The organism is Streptomyces sp. NPDC058877 (assembly GCF_042742855.1).
Classification (GTDB): Bacteria; Actinomycetota; Actinomycetes; order Streptomycetales; family Streptomycetaceae; genus Streptomyces.
Genome location: NZ_JBHYMF010000291.1, coordinates 1 through 6,419, shown reverse-complemented (window position 1 = coordinate 6,419; position 6,419 = coordinate 1). Strand labels below are relative to the sequence as shown.

At 68.3% G+C, this 6,419-nt stretch carries 6 protein-coding genes; all 6 read right to left on the bottom strand.

Annotation, left to right across the window (positions count from 1 at the left end; translation table 11 throughout):
- Positions 1-169 precede the first annotated feature (169 nt).
- Positions 170-1,360 (bottom strand): dipeptide ABC transporter ATP-binding protein, encoded by a 1,191-nt coding sequence (locus ACFW2Y_RS34075; protein ID WP_384887115.1) that lies wholly within the window; start codon positions 1,358-1,360, stop codon positions 170-172.
- Complete coding sequence (locus ACFW2Y_RS34070; protein WP_384887112.1) at positions 1,353-2,336, bottom strand: ABC transporter ATP-binding protein; 984 nt, start codon at positions 2,334-2,336, stop codon at positions 1,353-1,355. Before ACFW2Y_RS34070 ends, ACFW2Y_RS34075 begins: the two co-directional genes overlap by 8 nt.
- Positions 2,337-2,340: 4 nt before the next feature.
- Positions 2,341-3,336: an ABC transporter permease gene (locus ACFW2Y_RS34065; protein ID WP_384887109.1), complete on the bottom strand. Its 996-nt coding sequence runs from the start codon at positions 3,334-3,336 to the stop codon at positions 2,341-2,343.
- Positions 3,329-4,252 carry an ABC transporter permease gene (locus ACFW2Y_RS34060; protein WP_384887106.1) on the bottom strand — a complete coding sequence of 308 codons (924 nt, stop codon included), beginning with the start codon at positions 4,250-4,252 and terminating at the stop codon, positions 3,329-3,331. Before ACFW2Y_RS34060 ends, ACFW2Y_RS34065 begins: the two co-directional genes overlap by 8 nt.
- Before the next feature lie 126 nt (positions 4,253-4,378).
- Complete coding sequence (locus ACFW2Y_RS34055; RefSeq protein ID WP_384887103.1) at positions 4,379-6,004, bottom strand: ABC transporter substrate-binding protein; 1,626 nt, start codon at positions 6,002-6,004, stop codon at positions 4,379-4,381.
- A gap of 100 nt (positions 6,005-6,104) precedes the next feature.
- On the bottom strand, positions 6,105-6,419 hold a 315-nt coding region (locus ACFW2Y_RS34050), incomplete at its 5' end, for a DUF2690 domain-containing protein (protein ID WP_384887100.1).

Sequence of the window (6,419 nt, the reverse complement as noted above, 5' to 3'; positions counted from 1 at the left end):
TCGAGGAGATCTCCCGGGCCAGCGGCTACGGCACCCCGGAAGCCATGCGCCGGGCCTTCGTCAGGGCCCTCGGCGCCGCCCCGGCCGGCTTACGGCACCCGCACGGCCGTACGCCGTTGACCCTGCCGTGTCCGTATATCGGATCCGATTCCGTGAAGTTGCCCGCGCGTTACGGCTCCCGGGGCCCTTCGCCGTCGTTCTCCGGCGGGCTCCCCGGCTCCTCCGCGGCACCGCGCTCCGGCGGGACCGACGTCCCTTCCGTACCGTCGTCGCCCTTCGGCGGGACCGGCGGTCCCTGCGTGCCCCCGCCCTTCGGCGGGACCGGCTGCCGTTCCTCGGCGAAGTGGCAGGCCGAGTCGTGCTTGGCGGGGGTGTCCTCGAAGCGGAAGACCGCCGGGACGGCGAGGAGCGGGACCTCCTGGGCGCAGCGGTCCTGGGCCTTCCAGCAGCGGGTGCGGAAGCGACAGCCGGAGGGGATGTTGGCCGGGGAGGGGACGTCGCCGGTGAGGATGATCCTCCCCCCGCCCTCACCGGGGGCGCCCCCGCGCGGGGCGCGCGCCTCGGGGTCCGGGACGGGCACGGCGGAGAGCAGCGCCTGGGTGTAGGGATGGGTGGGGTGGTCGTAGATCTGCTCGTCCGTACCGATCTCGACGACCCGGCCGAGGTACATGACGCCGACGCGGTCGGAGATGTGCCGGACGATCGACAGGTCGTGGGCGATGAAGACGTACGACAGCGAGAACTCGGACTGGAGGCTCTCCAGGAGGTTGACGACCTGCGCCTGGACGGAGACGTCGAGGGCGGAGACCGGCTCGTCGGCGACGATGATCTCGGGCTGGAGGGCGAGACCGCGGGCGATGCCGATGCGCTGGCGCTGACCGCCGGAGAACTGGTGCGGGTACCGGTTGATGTACTCCGGGTTGAGGCCGACGACGTCCAGCAGCTCCTGCACCCTGCGGCGCCGGTCGCCCTTGGGGGCCACCTCGGGGTGGATCTCGTACGGCTCGCCGATGATGTCGCCGACCGTCATCCGCGGGTTCAGCGAGGTGTACGGGTCCTGGAACACCATCTGGATGTTGCGGCGGACGGCCTTCAGCGCGCGCGGGGAGAGCTTGGTGATGTCCTCCCCCTTGTAGCGGATGCTCCCGGAGGTCGGGGTCTCCAGGTTGACCAGCATCTTCGCGACGGTGGACTTCCCGCAGCCGGACTCCCCCACGATGCCGAGGGTTTCGCCGGCGGCGAGGTCGAAGTCGACGCCGTCGACGGCCTTGACGGCGCCGACCTGCTTCTTGAAGAGGATGCCCTGGGTCAGCGGGTAGTGCTTGTGGAGGTCCCGGACTTCGAGAATCGCCTCAGCCATGGAGGCACTCCTTCCAGAAGTGGCAGGCGCTGGTGCGCGGCACCGGGGACCCGGTCACGTCGTACAGCGGGGGCTCGTCGGTCCGGCAGACGTCCTGGGCCATGGGGCAGCGGGGGTTGAAGGCGCAACCGGGCGGGATGGCCAGCAGGTTGGGGGGCAGCCCCTTGATCGCGTAGAGCTCCTGGCCCTTCTGGTCCAGGCGCGGGATCGAGTCCAGCAGCCCCCGGGTGTAGGGATGGGCGGGGCTCTTGTAGATCTCGTGGACGGGTGCCTGCTCGACGATCCGGCCGGCGTACATCACGGCGATCTTGTCGGCGACGTCGGCGACGACGCCGAGGTCGTGGGTGATGAGGATGAGCCCCATGTTGAGTTCGCGCTGGAGCTCGGCGAGGAGGTCCATGACCTGGGCCTGGACGGTGACGTCAAGGGCGGTGGTGGGCTCGTCGGCAATGATCAGTTCGGGTTCGAGGGCGAGCGCCATGGCGATCATGATGCGCTGGCGCATGCCGCCGGAGAACTGGTGCGGGTACTGGCCGACGCGCTCCTTGGCGGCGGGGATGCGGACCCGGTCCATGAGCTCGACGGCCTTGGCCCGGGAGTCCTTGCGGGACATGCCCTTGTGGACCTGGAACATCTCGCCGAGCTGGTCGCCGACGCTGAGGACGGGGTTGAGGGAGGACAGCGCGTCCTGGAAGATCATCGCCATCTTCGCGCCGCGGACCTTGCGCCGCTCCTCCTCCTTGAGCTTGAGGAGGTCCTGGCCCTGGAAGAGGATCTCGCCCCCGCTGATCTTGCCCGGAGGGATGTCGAGGATGCCCATGATCGCCTGGGCGGTCACGGACTTGCCGGAGCCGGACTCACCGAGGACGGCGAGGGTCTCCCCCGCTTCCACGGAGTAGTTGACGCCGTTGACCGCCTTGGCCACTCCGTCCCGGGTGTGGAACTCCACGTGCAGGTCACGCACTTCGAGCAGCATGGCGCTACCTCAGCTTCGGGTCGAGGGCGTCGCGCACCGCGTCGCCGAGCATGATGAACGCGAGCACTGTGACGGCGAGCGCACCGGCCGGCCAGAGCAGCATGTGCGGGGCATTGCGGATGTACGGCGAGGCGGAGGAGATGTCGATGCCCCAGGAGACGGTGGGCGGCTTCAGTCCGACGCCGAGGTAGGACAGGGTCGCTTCGAGGGCGATGTACGTGCCGAGGGCGATGGTGGCGACGACGATCACCGGGGCGACGGCGTTCGGCGCGATGTGGCGGAACAACATCCGCGGGCTGGAGGCGCCGAGCGCGCGGGCGGCGTGGACGTAGTCGTTCTGCTTGGCGGTGATGACGGAGCCGCGGGCGATGCGGGAGAGCTGCGGCCAGCCGAGCAGCACCATGAAGCCGACGACGGGCCAGACGGTGGTGCTGGTCACCACGGAGAGCAGCACGAGGCCGCCGAGGACGACCGGGATGGCGAAGAAGACGTCGGTGAGCCGGGAGAGGATGCCGTCCCAGGCCCCGCCGAAGAAGCCCGCGAGGCCACCGAGGAGGGAGCCGAGGACGGCGACCCCGAGGGTGGCGCAGACGCCGACGGTGACGGAGGCGCGGGCGCCGTAGACCACGCGGGTGTAGACGTCGCAGCCCTGGCCGTTGAAGCCGAAGGGGTGGCCCGGTTGGGAGCCTTCCTGGGACTTGGCCAGGTCGCAGTCGAGGGGGTCTCCGGAGGCGATCAGCGAGGGCCAGATGGAGATGATGACCAGGAAGAGGATGATGAGCCCGGAGACGATGAAGACCGGGTTGCGGCGCAGGTCGCGCCAGGCGTCGGACCAGAGCGAGCGGGGCTTCTTGTCGGGGCCGGTGCCTTCGGGGCCGGCCGGGTTCTTCTCCAGCGTCTCCGCCTCGGCGGTGCCGAGGTCGGCCGCGCCCCCGGCGCCGGTCGAGGCGATGGCCCGCCCTTCGTCGTACGACTCAAGCGGCTCAAAGGGCTCAGGCATAGCGAATCCTCGGGTCGAGTACGGCGTACAGGAGGTCGACCAGCAGGTTGGCCAGCAGGAACACCAGGACGAGGATGGTCACGAAGCCGACGACGGTCTGGGTGTTCTGGCGGACGATCCCCTGGTAGAGCTGGTAGCCGACGCCGCGGATGTTGAAGATCCGTTCGGTGACGATGGCTCCGCCCATGAGAGCGCCGATGTCGGCGCCGATGAACGTCACCACGGGGATGAGGCTGTTCCGCAGCAGGTGCCGACTGATGACGCGGCGGCGGGGCAGGCCCTTGGCCACGGCGGTGCGGACGTAGTCGGCCCGTTTGTTCTCGGCGATCGAGGTCCGGGTGAGCCGGGTGACGTACGCCAGGGAGACGGAGGCGAGGACCAGTCCGGGCACGATGAGCTCGCTGAAGGTCGCCTCGGACGAGACGGCCGGGTCGATCCAGCCCCACTTGACGCCCAGGAGGAGCTGGACGAGCAGACCGGTGACGAAGGTCGGGACGGAGAGGACGACCAGGGTCAGCAGCAGGACGCCGGTGTCGACGGGGCGACCGCGGTTGAGGCCGGTGACGACGCCCAGGCTGATGCCGATGACGATCTCGAAGAGGATCGCGACGATGGCGAGCCGAATGGTGACGGGGAAGGCGTTGGCCATCAGCTCGGTGACGGGCTGCCCGTTGAACGCCGTGCCGAAGTCTCCGGTGAAGACGTTGCCCATGTAGGTCAGGTATTGCTGCCAGACCGGCTTGTCGAGACCGAACTCCTTCTTCAGCTGGGCGGCGGTGGCCGGGTCACAGGCGCGGTCGCCGCACAGACCGGCGATGGGATCGCCCATCACGTTCACCATCAGGAAGATCAACAGCGTGGCGCCGAAGAAGACCGGGATCATCTGCAGCAGCCGCCGGATCACGTATCGACCCATGGGGGGCTCCGGGGGTTGGCTCCGGTTTGGGGGCTGGGAGGGCGGGACGGACGGAACGCGTGCGGCCCGGCGCGGAGGTCCGCGGCCCGGGCCGCACGTCGCCGACCTGTACGGCCCGCTACGGCGTCACTTCACCTTGATCTGGTCGTAGACCGGGACGCTGAAGGGGTTCAGGGACACGTTCTCGATCCGGTCCGAGTAGCCGGCGCTGCCGTTCTGGTACCAGAGCGGGATGGCGCCCATGTCGCCCTTGAGGACTTCCTCGGCCTGCTGGAAGAGCCCGACGGCCTTGGTGGTCTCGGTCTCGGCGTTGGCCTCGTTGACCAGCTTGTCGAACTCCGGGTTGGAGTACTTGCCGTCGTTGGAGGAGGCGCCCGTGTAGTACAGGGGCTGGAGGAAGTTCTGGATGAGCGGGTAGTCCATCTGCCAGCCGGCCCGGAAGGGGCCGGTGAGCTTCGACTGGGTGACCTGGTTGCGGTAGTCGGCGAAGGTGCCGATCGGGTTGCCGACGCAGGCCCTGTTGTTGCCGAGGGCGCGGTTGATGGAGTTGCAGACGGCGTCCACCCACTCCTTGTGGGAGCCGGTGTCGGCGTTGTAGGAGATCGTCATCGTGCCGCCGGGGATGCCGCCGCCCTCCTCGACCAGCTTCTTGGCCTCGGTCGGGTTGTACGTGCAGGCGTCGCCGCAGATGTCCTTGAAGCCGCCGGCCTCGCCTAGGACCGGGGAGGTCCAGTCGACGGCGGGGGTGCGGGTCTTCTGGAAGATCGTGTCGGTGATCTGCTGCCTGTCGATGGCCATCGACAGGCCGGTGCGCAGCTTCTCCTGACCGGGCTTGTTCCAGTTGGGGTCGTAGAAGGGGAAGGAGAGGGTCTGGATGATGCCGGCCGGGGTGTTGATGTAGCGGTCTCCCAGGTCGGCGGAGACGTTCTTGAGCTGGGAGGCGGGGATGTCGTCGACGAGGTCGAGGTTGCCGGCCGTCAGGTCCGTGTAGGCGGTGTTGTTGTCGGTGTAGACCTTGAGGGTGATGCCGCCGTTCTGGGCCTTGTCGTCACCGGGGTAGTCGTCCCACCGCTTCAGGGCCATCTGCGAGCCCTTGGAGTAGGAGTCGACGGTGTAGGGGCCGTTGCCGACCGGCTTCGAGAGCCAGGCCGCGTGGTCGTCGAAGAAGGCCTGGGGCAGCGGCGCGTAGGCGACGTAGCCGAGGGTGTCGGGGAAGGTCGAGAACTTCTGGGTGAGCTTGACCGTGAAGGTGAGGTCACCGGTGACCTTGAGGCCGGACATGGTCTCGGCCGTGGGTTCGCCCTCGTCGGGGTGGACCTGGTCGTAGCCCTCGATGTAGCCGAAGAAGTAGGCGTTCTTCTGGTTGTTCTTCAGTTGGGCGCCGTAGTTCCAGGCGTCGACGAAGGACTTGGCGGTGACCTTCTCGCCGTTGGAGAAGGTCCAGCCGTCCTTGACCGTGATGGTGAAGTTGGTCGAGTCGGTGGTGTCGATCTTCTCGGCGAGCATGTCCGTCGCCTCGCCGGTCTTCGGGTCGTACTGCTTGAGCCCGCGGAAGATCATGGACAGCACCTTGCCGCCCTGGACCTCGTTGGTGTTGGCGGGCTCCAGCGGGTTCTGCGGGTCGCCCCACGAGGAACTCACGATGCCGTCGGCGCCTCCGCCACCGCTGTCGTCACCACCGCCGCAGGCCGTCGCCGCGAGGGCGACGGCGGTGGCCAGTGCGGCCCACTTGGCGTGTGTGGCTCCGCGCATGGAGTGCCTCCCGATGTCAAGTTCGACTTAGGAACCCAATATCACTCCCTGCCGGATATGCCGCATTTCAACTGCACCCAATAGGGCCCGCCCGGACGCGTCAGGGTTGGATGGCACCCACGGGCGAGCACTCGATCTGATGGAACCTCGGGATCTTGCCGCAGATGATCACCGAACCGTGCGGCGCCTGGGGGGTGACGGCGAGCATCCGGGTGTAGGTGTCGTGGTCGACGCGGATCGTGGCCGACTCCTCCGACGCCCCCTTGTCCTTGATGATCACCGAGTCGCCGATCGCGCCGTTCTCGATGCGACCCCACACGGCGGAGCAGGCGGCGCTGTACCGCAGCTGGATCTTCATGCCGCGCAGATAGGTCTCCCGCACGGCGAAACGGCCGGTCCCGGTGCCGAAGGGCAC

Coding starts and splice junctions, on each gene's coding strand:
- ACFW2Y_RS34065 (WP_384887109.1), bottom strand. CDS start 3,336: ATGCCTGAGCCCTTTGAGCCGCTTGAGTCGTACGACGAAGGGCGGGCC.
- ACFW2Y_RS34060 (WP_384887106.1), bottom strand. CDS start 4,252: ATGGGTCGATACGTGATCCGGCGGCTGCTGCAGATGATCCCGGTCTTC.
- ACFW2Y_RS34070 (WP_384887112.1), bottom strand. CDS start 2,336: ATGCTGCTCGAAGTGCGTGACCTGCACGTGGAGTTCCACACCCGGGAC.
- ACFW2Y_RS34055 (WP_384887103.1), bottom strand. CDS start 6,004: ATGCGCGGAGCCACACACGCCAAGTGGGCCGCACTGGCCACCGCCGTC.
- ACFW2Y_RS34075 (WP_384887115.1), bottom strand. CDS start 1,360: ATGGCTGAGGCGATTCTCGAAGTCCGGGACCTCCACAAGCACTACCCG.